We start from the raw sequence: 22,986 nt of genomic DNA, 5'->3' as shown, positions 1-22,986 counted from the left end.
ATCGGTATTTTTGCCGCTCAATTTAGAATACAATATATGTTAAGAACAGTAACTTGTGGTGCATTAAACCTAAATAACTTAGGCGAAAGTGTTACGCTATGTGGTTGGGTACAAAAATCAAGAGATTTAGGCGGTATGACTTTTATCGACATCCGCGATCGTTATGGCATTACTCAGTTGGTTTTTAACATGGACGATAATCGTGAACTTTGCGAAGCAGCACGTTCATTAGGTCGCGAATTTGTAATTAAAGCAATTGGTACCGTTGTAGAAAGAAGCAATAAAAACCCAAAAATGCCAACTGGTGATGTGGAGATTAAAATTTCTGCATTAGAGATTTTAAATGCAGCAAAATTACCTCCGTTTATGATTGATGACGAAACTGATGGTGGCGATGAGTTGCGCATGAAATACCGCTATTTGGATTTACGCCGTAATCCGGTTCGTAATAACCTGGTTTTGCGTCATAAAATGGCACAATCGGTTCGCCGTTATTTAGATGCTTTAGATTTTATCGAGGTAGAAACACCTGTTTTAATTAAATCTACACCAGAAGGTGCAAGAGATTTCGTGGTGCCTAGCCGCATGAACGAAGGCGAGTTTTATGCTTTGCCTCAATCGCCGCAAACCTTCAAACAATTGCTGATGGTTTCGGGTTTCGACCGTTATTTCCAGATTGTAAAATGTTTTAGAGATGAAGATTTAAGAGCCGACCGTCAGCCTGAGTTTACCCAGATTGATTGTGAAATGTCTTTCATCGAACAAGAAGATATATTAAACACTTTCGAAGGTCTGATCCGTACTTTATTTAAAGAAGTACGCAATTACGACTTACCGGAAGTACCGCGTATGCAATATGCAGATGCCATGCGTTTATACGGTTCTGATAAACCTGACACCCGTTTTGCGATGCAGTTTGTAGAGCTTAACCACCTGGTAAAAGGTAAGGGTTTCCCGGTTTTCGATAATGCAGAATTGGTAGTTGGTATCAATGCAAAAGGCGCTGCAAATTATACGCGTAAGCAGTTAGATGAATTAACCGATTTTATCAAACGTCCGCAGATTGGTGCTACAGGCTTGATTTATGCCCGTCACAATGAAGATGGAACCATTAAATCTTCAGTAGATAAATTTTTTAACGAAGAAGACCTTAAACAATGGAGCGAGGCTTTTGAAACAGAAAAAGGCGATTTATTATTGATTTTAGCTGGTTCAACAGATAAAGTACGTAAACAGTTAAATGAACTTCGTTTAGAAATGGGTAACCGCTTAGGTTTACGCGATAAAAACACATTCTCTGCCCTTTGGGTATTGGATTTCCCGCTTTTAGAGTGGGATGAGGAAACAGAACGTTACCACGCCATGCACCACCCCTTCACTTCGCCAAAACCTGAAGATATTGTCTTATTGGATACCGATCCTAAAAACGTGCGTGCCAATGCTTACGATATGGTAATCAACGGGACTGAAGTTGGTGGCGGATCGATCCGTATTCACGATAGCGCATTACAGGCTTTAATGTTTAAACATTTAGGTTTTAGTGCAGAAGAAGCACAAAAACAATTTGGTTTCTTAATGGATGCCTTCGAGTTTGGTGCCCCTCCACATGGCGGTATTGCCTTTGGTTTCGATCGTTTAACCTCAATTTTTGCAGGTTTGGATTCCATCCGTGATGTGATTGCTTTCCCTAAAAACAACTCGGGCAGAGATGTAATGATCGATAGTCCAAGCACTATTGACGAGAAGCAATTGAAAGAATTAAAGATTAAAACAGATTTATAGGCAGATCCGTCATGCTGAACTTGTTTCAGCATCTTTTTAAGGAGACCCTGAAATAAATTCAGGGTGACGAAACGCATAAGAAAGCCTCAGGATTCTAAATTCTGAGGCTTTTTAATGATGTCATTTGCGCTTCGCTAACGAATGAACCAATCGCTAATAAACCATTGAACTAATACGTTTCACTATCTGGCGGAATGCCGTAGTCTACAAATTTCTTTTCTTGTTTCTCTTTCTTTTTTCCAAACCAGCTCTTCACAGAATTAAAAATTGCAGATAAATGTTCCGCATCAAGCGATTTACCAATTTTTCCTGAAACCAGACCTACAGCCGCTTTGGTTAAAAAACCAGCACCTCTAAATAGGGTTTTATTCATAAACATCGGCAAAAGCAACGACATGGCGGTTCCACTAATATTTAATTTTTCATCGGCTTTAAACAGGTTACTTGGTGTAGCATACCGCTTTATCAGCGCGCCTAAGGTAAATTGTTTAAAATAAGCTTTCGTATCCGATTTAAGCATATTCTGCTTAAGGGTGTACTCAACCTTAAGTTCTAATTTTCTAGCCTGCAGGTCTTCTAGGTTACGGATGTCTTTATACCTTTTCATCTTCCTCCTTATCTGCAAGTTTATCAAAGTATCTCCTAATGGCTACATTAATAATTGCCTTCTCTATATACTTATTCTTGGTTAAATAAACAATTATTGCCAATAGAATATAAAACAAGGAAACGCAGCCAAAGCCTCCGGCATAGCTACCCAAAAGACCAGACAGATAAAGTGCCAAAGTTACCGAGCCAAATAAAAAGGCCAATATAAAACAAACTATAACTGCCGTACTGGTTACTAAATCGGCAAAAACTTTAGAAACTTTTTCTACCAGATAAAGTCTGGTATATTCAGCCCTAGCCTCTAAAAAGCCTTTAGCATCGTCTACAAGATCTTCGATACTTTTATCTTTATTTTCCTGCATAATTCAGATGATATTTAACCGGGCAATTGCCCGGCTATGCAATATTTATTTATTACGCGTGCTCCACGTCGTCGCTGTATTCTCCTTCTACGCTTCTTAGTTTCGTTTTGATCGAGCTTACCACTTTATCCTTTAAGCTGGCAAGGTGGTTAATTTCATCAGCAGCTTTATCTTTGATAGAATCGCCCAGGTCTTTTAGAGATTGGCTTAATTTATCGCGGGTTTCATCACCTTTATCTGGTGCGAATAAAATTCCTAGAGCCGCACCAGCAGCTAATCCTGCTAAAAGCGCAACTACAACTTTTGAGTTATCATTCATAATTAATGTATTTTAAGGGTTTAACAATTATGTACAATATAAAACTACTACATTATTTATTGTTAAGCTATATTTATAACTCAGTATGCTCATTATTTGTTTTAATTCTTTCCAATCTTTCTGATGCAAGCGTACTGGTTTCGTAAATCTTAACGAGCAATATAAAATAAGATAGCAGTAGCGGGCCAAAAACAAGGCCCAATATTCCAAATAAAGGGATACCAATAATTACGCCAATTACTGTAATTATGGGGTGAATATTGCCAACTTTTTTTGCAATAATAAACCTTAGCACATTATCGATGTTAATAATGACTACAAAACCAAAAATAAGCATAGCCCAGCCAGCAAAATTATTCCCGTTCGCAATCTGCAAAATCGCAGCTGGAACAAAAACAACCGGTGGCCCCAAAACGGGCACAAAAGAAATAAATGCTGTAATAACCCCCCCAAATACAGGGTCTTTATAACCCAAAACATAAAAAGAAAGACTCAAAAGCGAACCTTGAACGAGGCAGATCAGCCCTTGTCCCAATACATTTGCATAAGTTGTATTTCGCATTTCATCACCAAAACGAAGTGCATTCTGTTCTCTGAAAGGTGCATATTTAATTAATGAAAATTCGAATTTTCTTCGTTCTATTAACATAAAGTAGAGTAAAAAGTACATCACCAATAAACTTAATATAATATTTACTGCACTCGATATTAAGGATGGAAAAAGCTGAGTGGCCCAATTCCCCAAGCGGTTTAATCCTTCCTGGATAAGATCCTGATTAATTTTAACCGGAATAAGATGCTGTAATTTAACCAGCAGATTCCTGAAAAACACTTCATTGTTCTTCAATTCCGAAATTTTACTGATAACCATACTACTTAATGCATAAAAAGGCATTACAATGAGTATGATACTGATAGTGATAAGGAAAATAGCCGTTACTCTTTTATTCCATCCCTTATTTTCTGCCAAATGGATATACGCCGGCCGCATTATCGTGTAAAGCACCAAAGTACTTAAAATAGCACTAAAAATACTTTGCAAAGAATACGCAATTAACACCCCAAGCGCAATAATAATGACCAGGTTAATGTTATTGCGTTGCTTATAAGAAAATACTGACATATTTAGATAATAAGGGTATTCTTTAAATGCTAAAATGGCTGATTTTGTTTTTCTAAATTTAAAATTTATATCTCATCATCAACCTCGATAAATTTGATTTTATTGTAAAGTGTTTTTCTGTCGATATTTAATATTTTTGCTGCCTTGGTTTTGTTGAAATTAACCGCTTTTAGCACTTCTAAAATAGCAGTATATTCGGCTTCTTTAGCCGTATTTCGCAAATTAAGTGACTTATCATCATTTAATTTTAGGGACAAAGGAAGCGCTTTTTTTTCATGCTGTGTCTTAGGATAATCTGTCATTCGAAGCTCCAATGGCAAAACATGAGTTTCTATCCAATCACCATCGGTTAATAAAGCAATCCGCCTGACAACATTCTTCAGCTCACGTACATTACCTGGCCAATTATATGCTAATAAACATCTCATCGCTTCATCAGAAAAGCCTTTAATCTTTTTGTTCAATTCTTTGTTTACTGCGGCCAGAAAACGTTCAGCAAAGATAAGGATATCATTATCCCGGTGTTTCAATGATGGAACATGTATAGAAAATTCATTAAAACGGTGATATAAATCTTCCCTGAATATACCCTTTTGAATCCCTTCTACTAAATTTTCATTTGTAGCTATAATAAGCCGCACATCCAGATCAATCTCCTTTGTACTTCCAATCCGCTTTATTTTCCGTTCTTGAACTGCCCTGAGTAAAGTTGCCTGGATCTCATAGGATAAATTACCGATCTCATCAAGAAATAATGTACCGCCATTAGCTTGCTCAAAGTGACCGATTTTAGTGAAGGTTGCTCCGGTAAACGCCCCTTTCTCATGTCCAAAAAACTCACTGGCAGCTAATTCTTTTGTTAAAGAACCACAATCCATGGCGATGAAAGGTTCTTTGCCACGCGAACTATTTTGGTGAATGGTTTTAGCAACACATTCTTTCCCTGTCCCACTTTTCCCCGTTAAAATGACCGTGTACCCTGTTCCTGCTATGAGTTGGATTTGTTTCAGTAAAAGCACTGAAGCATCGCTCTCCCCATTTATATACTCCGGGCCATTTAGAAAATCGGAAATAACATTACGACCAGCGCGTTCAAAATTTTTAGGTGATTTTAAATCCTCTTGCGTTTCAAGGGCTTTATTTATGGTATCTAAAATTTCATCCGGGTAGAGCGGTTTCACAATATAATCGTAAGCCCCTAGTTTTATCAATTCTACGGCAAGCTTAATATCCGAATAACCTGTAATAATAATCACACCGGTTGCCGGATAATTTTCCTTAATGTGGATTAAAATCTCTTTCCCATCTGTATCATCCAAACGATAATCGCATAATACCAAATCGAAACGCTCTTTTTCAAGAATTTGTAAAACCGTTCTACCTGTTGTTACATTCGAAACTTCAAATCCATTTTTAGTTAAAAATTTGCAGAGCAATAAACCGATGCTAATTTCATCGTCAACAATGAGTATCTTCTTTTTCATGAGTAGCGTTGTTATTATAAAAACCCATACGTAGCGGTAAGCACATTGGAGTTAATAATTAATTAACATAATTACTCAAAAAAAATTGCATTGAAAAATTTTCGCAACACTTTCGTTACACCATACATAAAATTAATACTACACGAGCATACTACTTTCCAGAAAAACTTGCTTTTCTCTTTTCAACAAATGCAGCTACGCCTTCTTTAAAATCGGCAGTTTCGAAACATTTGCCAAATTCTTCAATTTCGGTAGCGTAGCCATTGCTATTATTTACAGCTGCAATTACAGATTTTATTGCTGCCGAAACAGCCAGCGGTGCACGTTGCTTAATAACATTCAGCAGCTCTTCAGCTTTGCTAATTAGATCAGACTGTGGAACAACATAATTTACAAGACCTATTTTTTCTGCATCCAAAGCAGTAATCATATTTGCGGTCGTAATCATTTCTATTGCTTTACCTTTTCCAACCAATTGTGTAAGGCGCTGGGTACCGCCGTAACCCGGAATTAAACCCAAAGTAACTTCAGGCAAACCTAATTTCGCATGATCTGATGCGATGCGTACGTGGCAGGCCATGGCAAGCTCCAATCCTCCGCCCAGAGCAAAACCATTAATTGCTGCAATAAATGGTTTTGAAGAATTCTCAATGGCATTAAAGACCAGATCATGACCACTTTTTGCTAGATCTTCTCCCTGTTTACCACTATAATCAGAAAACTCTTTAATGTCAGCTCCCGCAACAAAGGCCTTTTCACCTGCTCCGGTTAAAATAACACCTCTTACTTCATCGGTTTTACCCGCGAAAGCAATTACATCTGCCAGTTCAGCCAAAGTATCTTTGTTTAAGGCATTAAGCGCTTTTTCACGGTTAATGGTAACGTATAAAATGTTCCCTTTTATCTCTGAGATCAAATTCTGGTATGCCATAGCTTAAAAATTTCTATTTTCTGTAACCCAATTCTGAATATATTCTACAATACTTGCCATTGTTGTACCTGGAGGAAATAACTCCCCAACACCCATATCTGCCAGTTTTAACCGATCAGCTTCCGGAATAATCCCTCCGCCGGTTAATAACACATCATCTAACTGTTTTTCTTTCATAAAATGAATAATCTTTGGAAAAACCGTCATGTGTGCGCCCGATAGGATAGAAATCCCTATGACATCAACATCCTCCTGAAGCGCTGTGTTTACCACCATTTCTGGTGTTTGGCGTAAGCCGGTATAAATTACTTCCATGCCTGCATCCCGTAAGGAAGTTGCGATTACTTTGGCCCCTCTGTCGTGGCCATCTAATCCAACTTTAGCTACTAAAACGCGGATAGGCCGATTTAATACTTTGCTCATCATTCATATTAAGTTGACGTAAATGTATCGATTTTATTAGGTAATTGAGAAATAGGGAAAGGCAGATAATGGTTAATAGTTCATTGTTTATAGCCGTGGTTTTCGATAGCGCATTAGCCTATAATACTAATATATTTGTTCTTTCATAGCACTATAATGAAGTTCTGGGCTATCGGCCATCAACTATGGGCTAATAAACCTTTAATCATTGTATAAATCCGCTCAATCTTTTTACATTTGCATTCCTAATTTACAGGTTTTTATGAGTGAAGAGAAGTCATTGAACTTTATTGAAGAAATTGTTGAGAACGACTTAAATAGTGGTAAGTATGAAACTTTGGTTACGCGTTTCCCGCCAGAACCTAATGGTTATTTACACATCGGCCACGCGAAAGCAATATGCTTAAATTTCGGACTAACACAAAAATACGGCGGCTATACCAACCTGCGTTTTGACGATACCAATCCGGTAACAGAAAAAACAGAATATGTAAACAGTCAGCAAGAAGATATCAGATGGTTGGGTTTTAACTGGAAAAATGAATTATATGCCTCAGATTATTTTGATGAGCTGTATGGTTTTGCCGTTAAACTGATTGAAAAAGGTTTGGCTTATGTTGACGAGAGTTCTGCAGATGAAATTGCAGCTTTAAAAGGCACGCCAACAGAACCAGGACAGGATAGCCCATACCGTAACCGCAGCATTGAAGAGAATTTAGACATTTTCACGAAAATGAAAAATGGCGAATTTGCCGATGGTGCTTATATTTTGAGAGCAAAAATCGACATGGCCAGTCCGAATATGTTAATGCGCGATCCGATTATCTATCGCATCAAACATGCTGAACATCACCGTACCGGTAACAAATGGTGCATTTACCCCATGTACGATTTTGCTCACGGACAAAGCGATAGTATAGAAAACATCACGCACTCTATCTGTACATTGGAATATGTTTCGCACCGTGAACTGTACGATTGGTTTATCGAAAAATTAGAGATTTTTCCTTCAAAACAATATGAATTTGCCCGTTTAAACCTTACCAGCACTGTAATGAGTAAACGTAAGTTACTTCAACTGGTTAACGAAAACTTAGTAAATGGATGGGACGATCCGCGCATGCCTACCATTAGTGGTTTGCGTAGGAGAGGTTTTACACCGAAGAGTGTCCGCGAATTTTGCGAACGTATAGGTATTGCCAAACGCGAAAATTTAATTGAGCTAAGTTTATTGGAATTTTGTATCCGCGAAGATTTAAATAAAACGGCTAACCGTGTAATGGCGGTTTTAGATCCGATTAAACTGGTGATTACAAATTACGAAAAAGGAACAGAAGATTTAATCGGCGAAAACAATCCAGAGGCTGAAGATGGTGGTGGCACGCGTGTGATCCCTTTCAGCAACGAACTTTGGATAGAACGTGAAGATTTCATGGAAGTACCCGCAAAAAAATGGTTCCGCCTGGCACCCGGTGCAATGGTACGCTTAAAATTTGCTTACATTGTTAAATGTGAAGATTTTGTAAAAGATGAAAACGGAAACGTTACCGAAATTCATTGTACTTACATCCCAGAATCGAAAAGCGGGAATGATACCAGCGGCATAAATGTTAAAGGAACCATCCATTGGGTAAGTGCTGCGCATGCCAAAACTGCCGAAATCCGTTTGTACGACCGTTTGTTTACTTCTGAAACACCAGATGCTGAGGAAGGAGATTTTAAAGATTACCTAAACCCTGAAAGCTTAACAGTTTTACCTAATGTTTATATCGAGCCAGCCCTGGCAGATGCAGATCTGGAAAGCCGTTATCAGTTTATCCGTAAAGGTTATTTCTGTTTAGATAGAGATTCTACAGTAAATAAATTGGTTTTTAACCGTACAGTTACACTAAAAGATACGTTTAAGAAGCCGAATTAATTAGCTTTTTAAACCACAGATAAACACGGATGAACACAGATTTATCCGTGTTTTTTTTGCTAGAATTTGGATTCCAATGCCTGGAGAAGAGAATATGGGCTAGCAGTATTAGCATTTGGTTTTTTGCACCATAAACTTCGGACCTCCGTCATCTGACTTCCGGACTAATTCTACTTTTAAAGATCCTGACCTGTAGCGAAGCGGAAAGCTACGCAGTAAAACAAGTTCAGGAGGACGATTGGGCGATGTGAGTTTAATTTACGCCAAACGCCTCTCGCCTAATACTTCGTATACACATTATACAGCACCAATATATCTACTGGTGTTAAAGTCGGTGTGATATCACTCTGTATAAAATGGATTTTAAAAGCGGTAATTGCTGCAGGGAGATTACGGGTATCGTAACCAATATATTTTAAGGCCATTTCGGTATTAAAATCTACCGGAGGGTTTTTCAGCACATCATCATACCAATAGCCAAAGCCTTTATCTGCCAGTTTTTTCCAGGGGAAATTTTTAGGATCATTTTTTCGTTTAGGTGCTATATCGGCATGACCGATAAAATTCGCTGTCGGGATTCCATAGGTTTTCTTTAAAGTGGCCAACAACTTTAGCAGGCTATTGATCTGTGCATCAGGCCATGGGTCAGTTAAGCCATTATTATCCAATTCAATTCCTATCGATGAAGAGTTTAAGTCGGTATCTTTTCCCCATTTACTCACGCCCGCATGGTTCGCGCGCAAATAATCATTCACCATGTGCACTACTTTACCGTCACGGCTAATGACGTAGTGCGCACTTGTACCTGCCTTAGTTGAGAAAAATGTCTTTATGGTCTGTGCCAAACTATCTTGCGCAGTATGGTGGATCACCACAAAATTTGGTTTACGTATCCCAAAATTTACAGAACCAATCCATTCCTGGTTTGTTGCTCCTAATGAATCGTAAAGTTGACCAACCGGTGGCGTGGTATTGATTATTTTCGAAAAATCCTTTGCCTTTTCTTTATAGATTTTTTCTGTTGCAGCATATTTGCTGCTTCCGCAGGCAGATAAAATAAGTACAAGAGAAAAAGCGGAAATAGATAATGATTTTGATGAATTGGAAAATAACATGGTATGAATTGTTAGCAAGTTGAAGTTACAAAGTTATCTTAAACTTCACCCAATGCATCAAACTTTATACAAAGCTTTCAAAATTTACTAATTTAGCAGCCATATACTTTAATATGAAGAATTTATACAAATCAACCCTGTTTTTATCGGCAGTAGCTATTTCTGTAGGCACCTTATCGTCTTGTACCGGCAATAATAAATCTAAAGATGAAAAGGCTGTGGTAGTACAAAAAGATAGTTTGACCAATTATGTTGCACAACGCTTGCCTATTTACGAAAGGGTAAAATTAACCACCAATATAAATGAGTTAAGTGTTAACGACCGTAAAATTTTGCCTTTATTAATTCAGGCAGCAGAAATTATGGATCAATTATACTGGAAACAAGCCTACCCACAAAGAGATAGCTTGCTGGCAACTATTAAAGATGAAAAAACACGCGATTTTGTTAACATTAATTATGGCCCCTGGGATAGATTAAATAATGATAAACCTTTTGTTGAAGGTGTTGGCGCCAAACCAGAGGGCGCATCTTTTTATCCGTACGGTATTACAAAAGAAGCCATAGAGAAATCGGACCTTGCTGATAAGTTTGGTGCATATTCGGTTATTCAAAAAGACAGTACCGGCAAATTATCAACTGTACCCTATCATGTATTATTTGCTTCAGAATTACAAAAAGCAAGCTCGTTATTAAAACAGGCCGCTTTAATTGCTGAAGATGCCGGTTTAAAAAAATATTTAAACTTAAGGGCCGATGCTTTGGTAACGGATAATTTTACCGCAAGTGATTATGCCTGGTTAGATATGAAAACCAATGGTTTGGATATTATTATCGGCCCCATTGAAAATTACGAGGATAAACTGTTTAATGCCCGTACCAGTTACGAAGCTTATGTTTTAATCAAAGATAAAGAGTGGAGCAAGCGCTTGGCGAAGTACGTAAAAATGCTTCCTGAATTACAGAAAAACTTACCTGTTGCGGCGAAATACAAAACCGAAACACCTGGAACCGACTCTGAGCTAAATGCATATGATGTGGTTTATTATGCAGGAGACTGCAATGCCGGATCGAAAACCATTGCCGTTAATCTTCCGAACGATGAAAAAATCCAACAGGAAAAAGGAACACGCCGTTCACAGCTGAAAAATGCGATGCAGGCTAAGTTTGATAAGATATTGGTGCCGATTTCAAAAGAATTAATTGAAGCCGATCAACAACAATACATTAAGTTTGATGCTTTTTTTGCAAACGTAATGTTTCACGAAGTAGCTCATGGTTTAGGCATTAAAAAAACCATTACCGGAAAAGGTTTTGTGCGTGCGGCGTTAAAAGAACAGTATAGCTGGCTTGAAGAAGGCAAAGCCGATATTTTAGGCTTATATATGGTAACAGGCTTACTTAAAAAGGGGGAGTTGAAAGGTGACATAAAAGATTATTACACCACATTTATGGCTGGTATTTTACGTTCTGTTCGCTTCGGTGTTTCTGAGGCGCATGGAAAAGCCAATATGCAATGCTTTAATTATTTTCAGGAGAAAGGTGCTTTTGAGCGTACCGCTAAAGGTACTTACAAGGTAAACTTCGAAAAATTTGCAACTGCCATGAACGATTTAAGCGCATTCATTCTTACCCTTCAGGGTAACGGTGATAAAGTTGCGGTAGAAAAAGCACAAAAAGAAAAAGCGGTTATTCATACAGAACTTCAAACAGATCTGGACCGGTTGACCAAAAAGAATATTCCGGTTGATGTTGTTTTCGAACAAGGTGTTGATGTACTTGGGGTAAAATAAAAGATTTCTTTTACGAGGAATTAAAGGCCATAGATATGCAGATGTAAGCTTGTTTATCTGTGGCTTTTTTGTGTTTTTGCTTAAGTGGCTACCATTGACGTTATTTTGCAAATCATTATTAATCAGCGCTTTAACTGCTTTCGCATTTCCACCCAGCTAGGCCACAGCACCGTATCCCCGTTCAACTTAAATCGGCCTAACAAATTTTTGGGAATCCACAGGCCAAGCCCAAGCAGAAACTTCAATACAAAAATTTTCAGCCGACACTTTTGTTTCTTTTGGTGCCAAAAGAAAAAGGCCTGTCCGGCTAGGACTAATAAAACACCCCGTCCTGCGGACACCCCTCTGAAAGAGGAGAATCACATATTGAACAAGACCAATAATTAAATGTCATTTATATGGGTTTTTGCACAATAAATTAACCCTCAGGATGACGATCGCGTTAGATCATATTTTTAGCAGTATGCTTCTCGATTAATATTATATGAAGAGGCTAAATAAAGACTTATATTACTTAGAGCTGTTGCAAGGCTTGTTTTACAGTGTCTTTGTTGGGCTTAGAAACGGGTATCTTTTCTCCAGAGGTTAAGAGTAAAATACCACCATCTTCTTTTAACCAGCTTTTTACATATTTTGGATTTACTAAATGGCTTTGGTGAGTTCTTAAAAATCCACTGGGGCGCAGTAAATCTGCATATTCTTTAAGTGATTTGGAAACCAAAATTTTTTCATTACTTGAAAGGAAAAAGCGGGTATAAGTATTGTCTGCTTCGCAACGTATAATTTCTGATAAAGCAACATACCTTATTTCGCTCTGCATCTGTAGCGCAATCTTGCTAACATTGGTTTCGGGCTTTTTTAATTGTTGCAGCAAAAAATCAAGCTGTAGATTTTGTATTTGTGTTGCCAGTTTATGTTCGGCTTTATTTACTGCCTTTATCAATTCTTCAATATCAATGGGCTTTAAAAGATAATCTAAGGCGGCAAATTTTACTGCTTGTATCCCATATTGATCGTATGCGGTAACAAAAATAACTTCGAAATTACGTGTTGGAAGCAGCTTCAGTACATCAAAACCTGTTTGCTCGCCCATTTGAATATCCAGAAACACTAAATCAGGTGAATATTTTTCAATACTATCAACCGCATCATTAATATTTTGCGCTGTTGCCATTATACTTACCTGCGGACAGTGCTTTTCTAACAAAGTCCGTAGGTTTTCTAAATTGGAAATTTCATCGTCTATTAAAATTGCCTTCATTATAATATTATAGCCAATCGGTTAGTGTTAAGCTTATTTTAGTGCCGTTTGTGCTGGGCTGTATAGCTAAAGTAAAGCGATTTTCTTTATAAATACTATTTAAGAGTGCTATTCTACTGTTACTTAATTGAAGACCTAAACCATTGTTCTTTTTTTCTGTGTCAAATCCATTTCCATTATCGGTAACAGTTAACACCAAATCATTTGCTTGCTTAGTAAATGTGATTACAATTTTTCCGTCCGTAGCTTTTTTCGATATGCCGTGCTTCACCGCATTTTCAACAAAAGGTTGTAGCAGCATGCTGGGTATTTCTACGTTATCTAAGTTTTCTGAACGGTTAATTTCGTACTTAAAGCCAAACCGCAATTGCTCCATTTGCAAGTAATCGTCTAGTAAAGTTTTTTCCTGTGATAAACTAACCAGTTCTTTATCATCAAGCACATTACGGGTTAAGCGGGCAAACTTAGACAGGTACTTATTGGCATTGTCTATTTCGTTTTTGTTCATTAAATTTTGAATGCCAGAAAGTGCATTAAATAAAAAATGAGGGTTTAACTGGGAACGAATGGAGTTAAGCTGAAGCTTTGCCGTGTTTTTTTGCTGTTCTTCAACTGTCAACCTTTTTTTGTTTCTTCTTTTGATCGCATTAAGTATCAGTAAAAAATTTAAACCAATAACAAATGTTGCCATTAATGCATAACTGTAAAGTTCTTTTTTAGTATAGTTTTCTTCAGCTAAAGTGATAAAAAGCGTATGGCGGGTTACGTATTTTTCGGTTTCTTTTGGTGAAATATCGCAATCAAAGCAACTGGTCCATTTAATTGATGGCTGAATAATAATTTCATACTCGCCCGACTTTTTGAAAATGTTTTTATCAATTTCTATAAAAGGTAGTTGCTCATGATCTTCACTTATGATGCCACCATATCGCCAGGTAGTTGATTCGAAAATGATTTTATTGGTTTTTTTGTCTTTTATTGAGGTATAGTAAAGATAATCAATATCCGATTTGTCTTTAACAATGGTTAGCTGCAGATCTTTTTCAGTGAAAGTAAAGTTTGTGCTCCCTTTTGGGTCTTTTACCCAGCTGGTGCTATAGACCTGATCGCTTTTGCTCAGCATTGAAAAAGATAGGATTTTTGCTCTCGGTATCGACTTTCCGTAAAAAACAGCTTTATCGATATCCTGCGGTTTATCTATACTATAAACAAGTGTGGTAACCGTTTTATCTTTTACAGGGAAAATGCCCAGTGTTGTCGAACTGAACAGTTCTTCATCTCCTTCTGCGTGTGTATCTTTCAGCTGCGCCATGTTAATCGGCTTATTGAGCGCAATGGATTTGTTATCTGCCAAAATGGTGTACCGATAGTGCCGTATATTAATATTCTTTCTAAAATTAATCGAGATACTTACATGGTTTACATCAGGTAAGTAATTAAAGGATGTGCGGGGTTGATTGGGAAATCCAATAGCATAAAAAACGTTTCTGGCTCCACTATCTACATGCATGAGCAATTTTCCTCCAGCAGCAATGTTATTAGAAAAATTAATGCCTTTTTGCGCATATGCGGCAGATAAGGAAATAAAGAGGCTGAGCAATATGAGAGTCGTCTTTTTCATAATGTTAAGTTTTAATTTTCATCAAACTTGTAGCAATAATAGCAAAACTAAAACCATAAAACAGGAAAGGTGGTGTTTGAAATAGTAGAGGTATTGTTTTTCGCAGTATTTGAATGTTCACAGTGAAGAATAAGCCGACTCGGGACTTTTTCACTTTCCCTGTAACCTTTTCAAAAAACGGTCGTCTTACTTATAACTAAACAAGCGGAAACCTTTCGTTTCCGGGCTAAACTTTAAAATAAGCGAGCAATTAAATTGAAAGCGCATGTACATGCGGTATAGAAATCTTTTTGCCTATTTTTTTTAAGAATAAACACCTAAAAATGAAAACACTATACAGAATATCACTTGTCGTTACTTTCCTTTTTACCATTACAGTTGCTTTTGCGCAAACAAATCCAAAACCGAACATCAGTGGGGTAATTTTAGATGAAACCAAAAAACCTGCAGATTACGTTACCGTTGTGCTCTTTAAAGCATCCGATTCGAGCGTGGTTAAAACGGCATTCACCGATCCAAACGGAACATTTAATTTTAATGTTTCGGGTAAGGGGAGTTATTTTTATAAAGCCAGTAACATGGGTTACAAAACGCTTAAAAGTAAAACCATCGTTTTAACAGAAGATAATCAAAAGGTAGATTTCGGAACGGCTCAGCTCACCGCAAGCACTCAAAATTTAAAAGAAGTGAATGTAGCTGTAACTAAACCATTAATCGAGAGAAAAATGGATAAGATCGTGATGAACGTTTCCAATAGTTCGATTATGACAGGTTCTACTGCGCTGGAAGTTTTGCAAAAAGCACCAGGCGTAACGGTAGATCAGAATGATAAGATCTCGATGATGGGAAAACAAGGCGTGCTAATTCAACTGGATGGAAAACAGACCTACATGAGCAGTGCCGATGTGGCGAATCTACTGCGTAACATGCAGAGCTCGGAGATTGAGAGCATTGAACTGATTACCAATCCGTCTTCAAAATACGATGCTTCTGGCAACTCGGGCATTATCAACATCAAAACCAAAAAAAGTAAAAACGGTGGAACAAACGGCAGTATAAACGGATCTTTAGGATATGGTAAAAACCTAAGGGCAAATGCGGGTTTAAACCTGAACCACCGCACACAGAAACTTAATCTTTTTGGTAATTACAACTATGGTAAGTTTGAGCGTGATAACCTGATCGCTATCGACCGGATTTCGAACGGAACACCAGATACTTATTTTATGCAGGTGGGCACCAGTCATAGAAAGCAACAGAACAATAACTTTAAAGCAGGTATAGATTACTTTATTGATAAAAAGAATACCATTGGTGTATTGGTAAACGGCTACTTTAACCATGGAAATGAAACTACGGTAAACAATACTTTAATTGGCCCATCTTTTAACCAGGTAGATTCCAGTCTGATAACCAACTCATTGCAGGCAAACAAATACAATAATGTTTCTTATAACTTAAATTATAAATCTGTTCTGGATACCGCGGGTTCAGAAATCTCTGCAGATGTAGATTATTCCAAATACAAAGGGAACGATGGTTCTAATTATGAAAACGATTACCGGTTTCAAAATGGAGACAGAATCCGCCCGATCAGGTATACCCGCAACAACACCCCATCTATTATTGATATCAAAGCATTTAAAGTCGACTATAATGTATCACTTAACAAAACGGTTAAACTCGAAGCCGGGGTTAAAAGCAGCTGGGTTAAAACCGACAATGACCTGCAGGCGGAAATGTTGGCAAACAATGCCTGGCAGAACGATGTAAAACGAAGCAACCAGTTTGTGTACGATGAAAATGTAAATGCGGCTTATACCAATATAAACAAGCAGTTTAAAAATACCAGCGTACAGATTGGCTTAAGGGTTGAGCAAACCAATTCGAAAGGAAATCTGATTACCAAAAATACTGTTGTAGAACGAAATTACTGGGATTTCTTTCCAACGTTGTTTGTTCAGCAAACGCTTTCAAAAAACAATCAGTTGGGTTTTTCTTATAGCAGAAGGATAGACCGACCAAGTTATGATGCTTTAAATCCCTTTATTTATTACTTAGACGAATTTACCTATAGCAAAGGAAATCCCTTTTTAAATCCACAGTATACACACAATTTTGAGCTTAGTTATACACTATTGCAAAAATATATGCTCTCAATTGGCTATAGCAGGGTTAACGATGTAATTGCACAGGTAATTTTACCTGATGCAGCAAATCAATCGTTATATCAAACGAATGCAAATATTGCCACCAACATTAGCTACAATGCCAATTTAAACGTACCAGTTCAGATTACGAAATGGTGGCAGACCAACAATAACTTAAATGTTTTTTACCTCAGTTTCAAATCGCCGGATTTGGCCGGGAGCGCTTTAAAAACCGGAAAAACCTCTTTCCAATTTAAATCGCAACAAACCTTTACCATTATGGATGGTTTTACGGCAGAAATTAATGGCAGTTACGAATCTCCGCTTGATTATGGAACGCTAAGTTTAAAAGCCCGTTATTATGTGGATGCGGGTTTGAGTAAATCGCTGTTTAACAAAAAGGCAAGTTTGAAATTGGCCTTATCAGATGTATTTAATATGTCTGAAAACAATTTATCAAGTGCCTATCCGGGTTTAACTTACTCGGTACATCAAAAAAATGAAACTCAAATTGGTAGAATCAGTTTTACCTATCGTTTTGGTAAAAATGAAATTAAACCTGCCCGCCGCCGTGCAACGGGAACCGAAGCGGAACAAGGCCGTATGAAAAATTAGGGGTGATTTTATCGTCATTTCGACCGTAGTGGAGAAATCTTTGGACTATGTTAAAAGATTTCTCTCCCGAAGCTTCGGGACTGCGCTTCAGTCGAAATGACGATCCAACTATACCTCGCCCTTGATCTGTGTCCCCACAGACCAAATCATTACAAAAATTAAAACTTGTATTCCATTACATAATCGTCCATAAAGTAACCTTCACCTATATCCAGTTTTACCGACTCTTTAATGGTAAAACCTCCTTTTAGGTAAAAATCTTTGGCTTTATTATGTTTGTTCACATTCAATTGTAAAGCACTTCCCCCGGCATCTTTTACCTGGTTAAAAACCTCATTAATTAAAATTTTCCCAACACCTTTGCCATGTGCAGATGGCAGCACATAAAGCTTATGCAGTTTGTAAATACGCTCTTCGTGTCCAACAATAGAATATCCTGCAAAACCGAACTGATTTTCGCCTTCCTCTGCAATCAGGAAAATATGCCCTTCCATAAATTGCTTTAGGAGTTCTCCTTTGTTGTACATTTTATCCAACATGTAATCAATCTGTTCCTGCCCGATAATATCGAGGTAGGTTGATGGCCAGGTTGCCGCAGCAATAGCCCTGATGATTTCTATATCTTCTTCTTTTGCTTTTCTGAGGGTAATCATATTGGTTCGCTAATAAAAATTGGTTGTCCTGAAAAGGTAAATTCTACAAAGCCATCTTTAACTACAGTAAAAATTTCTTCTTCATTCTGCACCAGGTTAGTTACTTCGATATATCGGTTGCCATGGATCAGGAACTCACTTCCTGCAGGTTTCCAAACGGAGAATCCCGGTTTTATGGGATAGTGCTTCGATCTTTCAGTAAACACCACCAGATTAATTTTGTCTTCAAATCCTGCAAACTTCTCCAGATCAAATTTCTTCGCAATTACATTTACCGCAGGATATTTCTCTTCGTACAGATAATTTACCGCCACCATTAAAGCATCAACAGGGCCTTGAATAACTTTTGTATCCTCTTGCGTTTCCTGTCCGTTCCCGTTTACCAGCACATCTACCTTTAAGCCTAAAGAAAAAATCTTATCGTAATTTTCTCCGTTAACCAAAAGCGTAGGGCTCCATTCGAGCAGTTGGCCCAAAAGCTCTTCGTTAAAATTCCCAAGTTCATCGATGTATAAAGCCGGCTCTTGTTTTTCTTTTACAATATGGTGTGAAGACATACTGCGAATATAGAAATTTCGCTTTAAGTACGGTATAGGAAGAATCAGTTAGGGGTAAAAATGATTAACGATATACTAGGCGCTTTCTTTAACCAATGTGTAAAAATCTTGATAGGTTTCAATAAAATCATCTGCAAAATTAATAGCTCCGGAGACGGCTATACCATAAATACCGGTTTGCATTAAAGCTTCTACATCGTAGGTTTTTATCCCGCCCACCGCCAACACCGGAATATTGATGGACATAGCCTTCAATTCTTTTATTACCTGTTGATAGCCCTCGATACCTAGAAGCGTATAATTATTGGGTTTGGTTTCGGTTTCTGCAAATGGACCATAACCAGCATAATCGGCTCCTTCGTGGGCAAGTCTGATTAAATTTTCTATTGTATTTGCCGATCCTCCAAGGGTAATATCATTGCCAACCAATTTGCGCAGGACAATAAAATCGGCATCCATATTTTCTATATGAAAACCCTGTATATCGGCCTTTCCATTTAAATGAACATGATCGGTAACGATTAAGGTGGTACCCCAATCATCACAGATTTCGGCTATCGCATTAATATCCTGTAAGAGTTCTTCATCACTTTTGCTTAGGCAACGGTATTGGATCCACTTTGCGCCAGCCTCGCAGGCCTGTTGTGCCTGTTCGATATGGCTTAAATGGGGGATATCGTGCGTAATGTAATGAAGCCTCTCTATATATTTCATACTGGGTGAACAGGATTTTAAGATCAGGAGGGCAATATAAACAAAATCGCCATTGCAAGTATATTTCGCGAGGACGATCCTGTTTTAGCTTTAACCTTTTTTCAGTTTCATACTATATGGCGCACAGACCATCTGAATAGGATCTTGTTTAGTGAACCAACAATTAATGGTTCGAGTTGACAACTTTAATAGGCGATTTGCCTGGAAAGTTGTCAACTCTGAATAACAGATTAAAATTTCACATTCAAACTTAACAAAAAGTTAGTTCCTGCTTGTGGATAAAAGAAGTTTTCGGTTACCCTGCTTCCACCTGCCTGGTAGCCATAGGTATAACCATTGCTTTCGTATTTCTTATCGAAAATATTGTTTACCAATAAACCAAGGTTTACGTTTTTAACACCTGCAAATTTAAAGTCGTAACCCAAACGTGCATTGCTTACCCAGTAGCCGTTAATGGTCCTATCGTTGTTCTGCGTATTATCCAGGTATTGTTTGCTTACATATTTGCTCTGTAAGGCTACAGCAAAACCACTAACAGGTTTGTAAACCAGCTCCCCAAAAAGAACAGCACTTGGAGAATAGGAGATGTCGGTTAATTTATAGTTGTTTACCACCTGTCCACCGTTATCATAGTCATCATAATATTCGGTAAAGTTCTTGATTTTGTTTCTACTCAATGCTGCATTGACGTTTAATACAAATTGAGAAGAGATGGTGTATGAACCGTCTGCCTCAATCCCTAAACGGTAGCTTCTGTCTACGTTCTGGCGGAAATTTCCGCCCACATCATTTATTTTCCCTGTAACGACCAATTGGTTTTTATAAAACATACCATAGGCATTTGCACCTACATTAAATTTATCGTTTTTAAAACGGTAACCTAACTCTACATCATTCAAACGCTCAGGTTTTGGAGAAATACCTTCAGCAGCATCTGTATAGTCATCGCGGTTAGGCTCTTTGTTGGCCACACTAAATGAGGCATATACATTGCTCTGTGGATTGATAAAATAGGTTGCACCAAATTTCGGGTTAAAGAAATTCAAGGTTTCGTTAACAGCCAAAGTGTTCAGTTTGTTTTCCGTTCCGGCAACATCGAAATATACCCGACGGTACTGTAGGTCGGCAAATAAGCTTAACGATTCTACCGGGCTATAATTTACTTTACCATAAACGTTAAAATCGGTTTTAAAACCATCGTTATCATAATAATGCCTGTCTATATTTCCATTTGAGGCATATTGGGCCCAGATCACCTGCCCGAAATGGGCACCTTTATATTCGTTATACGCACCGCCCAAAGTAAAGTTTAAATTCTTTTGAGGCACGTAGTTAAAAGCATAGGTAACACCATAAAAATCGTTATCCAACCAGCGGCGACGAATCAAGTCTGTGCTTGTAACCGGTGTTCCCCCTGGAATAACAACCGGATTTAAGCCATAATTTTTCAGTTCATCCTGTGCCCTGTATTCTTCATAATAACCTTCGCCTTTAGTATAATGTAAAGCGCCGTTAAAAGAAAACTGATCAGAAAACTGTCTGGCATAAATTAACTGGTAATGGTTTTGTGTATAGTTATCCGTTTGGTTATTGTACAAGAAACTGTTATAAGTTCTTCCCGAATTTAGAAGGTTTGCCGCATCTTCCGCACCCAATCCGTTTCTGTCAATATAGGCATTCATTCCAACCACATCATTTTCTAAGCGTGATTGCGGAATACCGTTCCACGATTGATAGGTTTTCTCATTTCCTGAAAAGACATTTACGCGCAGCAGGTCTTTATTGCCATGGTAGGCACCAGAGAGAAAATATGATTTAAGCAGTGATGAACCACGGTCTACATAACCGTCAGAACTGATTCTTGATAAACGGCCATCAAAGCTAAAGCGGTTGTTAATCAAACCAGTTCCAACCTTAACGGTGTTTTTCCAGGTATTGAAACTGCCGTAAGTGCTGTTTACTTCGGCATAAGGCTCCATTTCGCTGGTAGTTGTCTGGATATTTAAACTCGCACCGAATGCACCTGCCCCATTGGTTGAAGTGCCTACACCGCGCTGAATCTGAATGTTATCTACTGATGAAGCAAAATCGGGCATGTTTACATAAAACGTACCTTGGCTTTCGCTATCGTTGATCGGAATACCGTTAACCGTTACGTTGATCCTACTATTGTCGCTCCCGCGGATACGGATACCTGTATAGCCTACGCCGGCACCAGCATCAGAATTAACCACAACTCCTGGTGTGTTCTGAAGGATGAAAGGCAGATCCTGTCCGAAGTTATTCTGTTGGATTTCTTCCTTGCTAATATTCTTATACGTAGTTGCTGATTTTTCTGTTGCCCGTGTTGCACGAACAATTACCTCATCAGCTAAGAAATTTTGAGGCGAGAGGCTAAAATCCAGCGTGGTATGCTGTTTAAGTTCTACAGCTTTTTCGATTGTTTTATAACCTACATAACTTACCACAATAGTGTATTTTCTGTTAACCAGGTTAGTGATGCTGTAATTTCCGGAGGCATCACTTACAACTGCGGTTTTTTGATTTCTTAATTTAACCGTAGCGCCGGGAAGTGGCTGCTGGTTTTGATCTGTTACTTTACCGGTAACAGTAATCTGTGCCGATACAAAGAAAGGCAACATTGCAACAAGTGCTGCAAAAAGTAAATTTTTCAATTTTATTGTTTTTAGTTAAACCCATCGGAAAAGGGGCATTGCCGATTTTCAGTTAAACTTCCATAACTCCAATCCCTACGCCGGCATTACCCGGATCAGGTGCATTTATAAGGTTTAGGGTTTTGAGGTTTATAGCTAGGGTTTTACCCTTCACCTTTTACGCGCTACCTTTCGCCTATAAAATGGGTATGATCTCAGCCTGTTTTTGTGTTTATTTAAACAAGGCACCCCTAATGATGGTGCAAATGTAGAAAATATTTAACAATAAGCGTGTTTTTTGATGTATTGTGGGTTAATTACTTAAAAATTGACAGCTTAATGGGAAATTTTGAGCTTTTTAGGTTTAGAAAATGAAAGGCTCTGTGTGCTTGGCATCTTCAGTCCCGCTCCCGCTTCTGCTGCAGATGAAACCTGTGAAACAAGCAAGCACACCATAAAAAGCAAAAAAATAGTGCTTAAATCGGCAGCATCCCGCTTTGATCGGGTTTAAATGGCCAGGCAGGTGTAAAATATTAATGGATGATCACCAAACGTTCCTACGGAACGAAAACGCCAATTATACAATTGGCTACCCGGCAAGCGTCCCGAAGGGACGATTTATAAGTTAAACACTACACCTGCGGTTGTTAAACTGAGCATACTCGAAGACCTCTTGAGATTGATAAATGGTCAATAGATGTCCTTGGTTATGCTATCAATGACAAAATCCAGTAGAAAGATCGTCCTTTAGATTTGTTTTGATATTTTATTTAAGGATCACAAGTATTTACTTTGCTTAAATTATAAATCAGATTACCTAAAGCGGTAGCGGCACATTAAAAGTTCGTCAAGGTTTTTATGCCTATGAGATGATGCAATCCGCTACCGTTTTTTCCCTTAGT

General features: G+C 38.0%; 18 protein-coding genes. 4 read left to right on the top strand and 14 right to left on the bottom strand.

Annotated features, from left to right (window positions below):
- Positions 1-36 precede the first annotated feature (36 nt).
- Positions 37-1,782 carry an aspartate--tRNA ligase gene (aspS, locus tag AW17_RS12445; protein ID WP_029276843.1) on the top strand — a complete coding sequence of 582 codons (1,746 nt, stop codon included), beginning with the start codon at positions 37-39 and terminating at the stop codon, positions 1,780-1,782.
- Between the two features lie 169 nt (positions 1,783-1,951).
- Here the strand turns inward: aspS and AW17_RS12440 are convergent, their stop codons facing one another.
- The 7 genes from AW17_RS12440 to AW17_RS12410 form a co-directional block, all read right to left on the bottom strand.
- On the bottom strand, positions 1,952-2,389 hold the full coding sequence (locus tag AW17_RS12440) for a hypothetical protein (RefSeq protein WP_029276841.1): 438 nt from the start codon (positions 2,387-2,389) through the stop codon (positions 1,952-1,954).
- A complete protein-coding gene (locus AW17_RS12435) occupies positions 2,376-2,753 on the bottom strand; it encodes a hypothetical protein (protein WP_029276839.1) in 378 nt (125 codons plus the stop codon). Before AW17_RS12435 ends, AW17_RS12440 begins: the two co-directional genes overlap by 14 nt.
- Before the next feature lie 52 nt (positions 2,754-2,805).
- Positions 2,806-3,072 carry a YtxH domain-containing protein gene (locus AW17_RS12430; RefSeq protein ID WP_029276837.1) on the bottom strand — a complete coding sequence of 89 codons (267 nt, stop codon included), beginning with the start codon at positions 3,070-3,072 and terminating at the stop codon, positions 2,806-2,808.
- Between the two features lie 73 nt (positions 3,073-3,145).
- The gene (locus AW17_RS12425; protein WP_029276835.1) at positions 3,146-4,195 is read right to left on the bottom strand and encodes an AI-2E family transporter; all 1,050 of its coding nucleotides are present in this window, start codon (positions 4,193-4,195) and stop codon (positions 3,146-3,148) included.
- Positions 4,196-4,260: 65 nt separating this feature from the next.
- Positions 4,261-5,679, bottom strand: coding sequence for a sigma-54-dependent transcriptional regulator (locus AW17_RS12420; protein WP_029276833.1), 1,419 nt, complete (start codon positions 5,677-5,679; stop codon positions 4,261-4,263).
- 151 nt (positions 5,680-5,830) lie between these two features.
- Positions 5,831-6,610, bottom strand: a complete 780-nt coding sequence (locus AW17_RS12415; protein WP_029276831.1) for an enoyl-CoA hydratase/isomerase family protein — start codon at positions 6,608-6,610, stop codon at positions 5,831-5,833.
- 3 nt (positions 6,611-6,613) lie between these two features.
- Positions 6,614-7,033 carry a cobalamin B12-binding domain-containing protein gene (locus AW17_RS12410; RefSeq protein WP_029276829.1) on the bottom strand — a complete coding sequence of 140 codons (420 nt, stop codon included), beginning with the start codon at positions 7,031-7,033 and terminating at the stop codon, positions 6,614-6,616.
- Between the two features lie 262 nt (positions 7,034-7,295).
- On the opposite strand from AW17_RS12410, the gene AW17_RS12405 reads away from it, so the two are divergent.
- Positions 7,296-8,951 carry a glutamine--tRNA ligase/YqeY domain fusion protein gene (locus tag AW17_RS12405; protein WP_029276827.1) on the top strand — a complete coding sequence of 552 codons (1,656 nt, stop codon included), beginning with the start codon at positions 7,296-7,298 and terminating at the stop codon, positions 8,949-8,951.
- 278 nt (positions 8,952-9,229) lie between these two features.
- On the opposite strand, the gene AW17_RS12400 is transcribed toward AW17_RS12405, so the two are convergent.
- Positions 9,230-10,066: an N-acetylmuramoyl-L-alanine amidase gene (locus AW17_RS12400; RefSeq protein WP_051691806.1), complete on the bottom strand. Its 837-nt coding sequence runs from the start codon at positions 10,064-10,066 to the stop codon at positions 9,230-9,232.
- Positions 10,067-10,179: 113 nt separating this feature from the next.
- Here AW17_RS12400 and AW17_RS12395 point away from each other — a divergent pair, with 113 nt between their 5' ends.
- Positions 10,180-11,859: a dipeptidyl-peptidase 3 family protein gene (locus tag AW17_RS12395; RefSeq protein ID WP_029276823.1), complete on the top strand. Its 1,680-nt coding sequence runs from the start codon at positions 10,180-10,182 to the stop codon at positions 11,857-11,859.
- Between the two features lie 514 nt (positions 11,860-12,373).
- Here the strand turns inward: AW17_RS12395 and AW17_RS12390 are convergent.
- Together AW17_RS12390 and AW17_RS12385 are read right to left on the bottom strand one after the other, a co-directional pair.
- Positions 12,374-13,120 carry a LytR/AlgR family response regulator transcription factor gene (locus AW17_RS12390; protein WP_029276819.1) on the bottom strand — a complete coding sequence of 249 codons (747 nt, stop codon included), beginning with the start codon at positions 13,118-13,120 and terminating at the stop codon, positions 12,374-12,376.
- Between the two features lie 7 nt (positions 13,121-13,127).
- Positions 13,128-14,741: a sensor histidine kinase gene (locus AW17_RS12385; protein WP_029276817.1), complete on the bottom strand. Its 1,614-nt coding sequence runs from the start codon at positions 14,739-14,741 to the stop codon at positions 13,128-13,130.
- A 323-nt stretch (positions 14,742-15,064) separates the two neighbouring features.
- Here AW17_RS12385 and AW17_RS12380 point away from each other — a divergent pair, with 323 nt between their 5' ends.
- Complete coding sequence (locus AW17_RS12380; protein WP_029276815.1) at positions 15,065-17,506, top strand: outer membrane beta-barrel protein; 2,442 nt, start codon at positions 15,065-15,067, stop codon at positions 17,504-17,506.
- 158 nt (positions 17,507-17,664) lie between these two features.
- Here the strand turns inward: AW17_RS12380 and AW17_RS12375 are convergent, their stop codons facing one another.
- From AW17_RS12375 to AW17_RS12360, 4 genes are all read right to left on the bottom strand, one after another.
- On the bottom strand, positions 17,665-18,159 hold the full coding sequence (locus AW17_RS12375; RefSeq protein WP_029276813.1) for a GNAT family N-acetyltransferase: 495 nt from the start codon (positions 18,157-18,159) through the stop codon (positions 17,665-17,667).
- Positions 18,156-18,716: a hypothetical protein gene (locus AW17_RS12370; RefSeq protein ID WP_029276811.1), complete on the bottom strand. Its 561-nt coding sequence runs from the start codon at positions 18,714-18,716 to the stop codon at positions 18,156-18,158. The genes AW17_RS12375 and AW17_RS12370 overlap by 4 nt, the downstream gene beginning before the upstream one ends.
- A gap of 75 nt (positions 18,717-18,791) precedes the next feature.
- Positions 18,792-19,430 carry a thiamine phosphate synthase gene (locus AW17_RS12365; RefSeq protein WP_029276809.1) on the bottom strand — a complete coding sequence of 213 codons (639 nt, stop codon included), beginning with the start codon at positions 19,428-19,430 and terminating at the stop codon, positions 18,792-18,794.
- A gap of 230 nt (positions 19,431-19,660) precedes the next feature.
- On the bottom strand, positions 19,661-22,105 hold the full coding sequence (locus tag AW17_RS12360; RefSeq protein ID WP_029276807.1) for a TonB-dependent receptor domain-containing protein: 2,445 nt from the start codon (positions 22,103-22,105) through the stop codon (positions 19,661-19,663).
- Positions 22,106-22,986: the final 881 nt, after the last annotated feature.

Origin of the sequence: Pedobacter borealis DSM 19626 (assembly GCF_000708285.2) — a bacterium.
GTDB classification, from domain to species: Bacteria; Bacteroidota; Bacteroidia; order Sphingobacteriales; family Sphingobacteriaceae; genus Pedobacter; species Pedobacter borealis.
The sequence above is the reverse complement of the archived record's forward strand: the minus strand, read 5'-3'. Positions and strand labels throughout refer to the sequence as shown.

Bases quoted from the DNA above. Each gene is read 5' to 3' on its own strand.
- AW17_RS12425 (WP_029276835.1), bottom strand. From the start codon at position 4,195: ATGTCAGTATTTTCTTATAAGCAACGCAATAACATTAACCTGGTCATT.
- AW17_RS12440 (WP_029276841.1), bottom strand. From the start codon at position 2,389: ATGAAAAGGTATAAAGACATCCGTAACCTAGAAGACCTGCAGGCTAGA.
- AW17_RS12375 (WP_029276813.1), bottom strand. From the start codon at position 18,159: ATGATTACCCTCAGAAAAGCAAAAGAAGAAGATATAGAAATCATCAGG.
- AW17_RS12380 (WP_029276815.1), top strand. From the start codon at position 15,065: ATGAAAACACTATACAGAATATCACTTGTCGTTACTTTCCTTTTTACC.
- aspS (WP_029276843.1), top strand. From the start codon at position 37: ATGTTAAGAACAGTAACTTGTGGTGCATTAAACCTAAATAACTTAGGC.
- AW17_RS12410 (WP_029276829.1), bottom strand. From the start codon at position 7,033: ATGAGCAAAGTATTAAATCGGCCTATCCGCGTTTTAGTAGCTAAAGTT.
- AW17_RS12420 (WP_029276833.1), bottom strand. From the start codon at position 5,679: ATGAAAAAGAAGATACTCATTGTTGACGATGAAATTAGCATCGGTTTA.
- AW17_RS12405 (WP_029276827.1), top strand. From the start codon at position 7,296: ATGAGTGAAGAGAAGTCATTGAACTTTATTGAAGAAATTGTTGAGAAC.
- AW17_RS12365 (WP_029276809.1), bottom strand. From the start codon at position 19,430: ATGAAATATATAGAGAGGCTTCATTACATTACGCACGATATCCCCCAT.
- AW17_RS12390 (WP_029276819.1), bottom strand. From the start codon at position 13,120: ATGAAGGCAATTTTAATAGACGATGAAATTTCCAATTTAGAAAACCTA.
- AW17_RS12435 (WP_029276839.1), bottom strand. From the start codon at position 2,753: ATGCAGGAAAATAAAGATAAAAGTATCGAAGATCTTGTAGACGATGCT.
- AW17_RS12370 (WP_029276811.1), bottom strand. From the start codon at position 18,716: ATGTCTTCACACCATATTGTAAAAGAAAAACAAGAGCCGGCTTTATAC.
- AW17_RS12400 (WP_051691806.1), bottom strand. From the start codon at position 10,066: ATGTTATTTTCCAATTCATCAAAATCATTATCTATTTCCGCTTTTTCT.
- AW17_RS12430 (WP_029276837.1), bottom strand. From the start codon at position 3,072: ATGAATGATAACTCAAAAGTTGTAGTTGCGCTTTTAGCAGGATTAGCT.
- AW17_RS12395 (WP_029276823.1), top strand. From the start codon at position 10,180: ATGAAGAATTTATACAAATCAACCCTGTTTTTATCGGCAGTAGCTATT.
- AW17_RS12415 (WP_029276831.1), bottom strand. From the start codon at position 6,610: ATGGCATACCAGAATTTGATCTCAGAGATAAAAGGGAACATTTTATAC.
- AW17_RS12385 (WP_029276817.1), bottom strand. From the start codon at position 14,741: ATGAAAAAGACGACTCTCATATTGCTCAGCCTCTTTATTTCCTTATCT.